The sequence below is a fragment of the Haloferax sp. s1 genome, from assembly GCF_058382125.1.
Genome location: NZ_JBZRPK010000028.1, coordinates 1 through 631, shown reverse-complemented (window position 1 = coordinate 631; position 631 = coordinate 1). Strand labels below are relative to the sequence as shown.

Genomic DNA, 631 nt, shown 5'->3' with positions numbered 1-631 from the left:
GGGGGTCAGATGTGGATAATTGACCGCCGGGAGCAAAGGCATCAGTGAGGCGGAGACAGGCAAGGGACGGCCGCGAGCGTAGGAGGGTAAAAGGAGCCCGCCGTAGCCGCCCACCTCCTTTTTCGGAGACCGGAGCTCCGGAGCGCCGCCGCCCCGGCCGGTCCGGCGCCCGCTGCCCCGGCCCCGAGACCCGGCCTCGACCCCCACCCTCGTTCGCTCGCCCGCCAGTCTGCTGCGAACACGTTTCGGTAGTACGCGGCCGCGGCAGGGTCATCGATTGCGAGTGCGACCTCGCGGTTCTCACGAGCGGAGTGTCGGTTCCAGTTGAGACTGCCGACGATGGCGGTGTCGTCGGCGACGACGCCTTTCGCGTGAATCGCACCGTAGCGTCCGGCGGGGCGAGCAAGTCGAACTGAGAGTGGATTCCCTGTTCTGTCGGCCCAGTCGTTCAACCGCGCTGCGAGCTTACGGTTTTCGTCGTCGACGTACCACGCACTCCCGAGGAGCAAGCGGACGCGAACACCACGGTTTGCCGCTCGCTTGAGCGCGACGGCGAACGGGCCGGCGGCTTCGACGGTGGGTTGTATCACGTCGGTTCGGTGCTCGGGGGCATCGAGCTGCTGGAGGACCG

The 631-nt window shown here is 67.7% G+C and carries 1 protein-coding gene; it reads right to left on the bottom strand.

All coding sequences use genetic code 11. From position 1 onward, the window contains the following. Positions 1 to 41: 41 nt before the first annotated feature. The coding region (locus tag QT222_RS00160; RefSeq protein WP_491475916.1) for a phospholipase D-like domain-containing protein at positions 42 to 631 on the bottom strand (590 nt) is incomplete at its 5' end.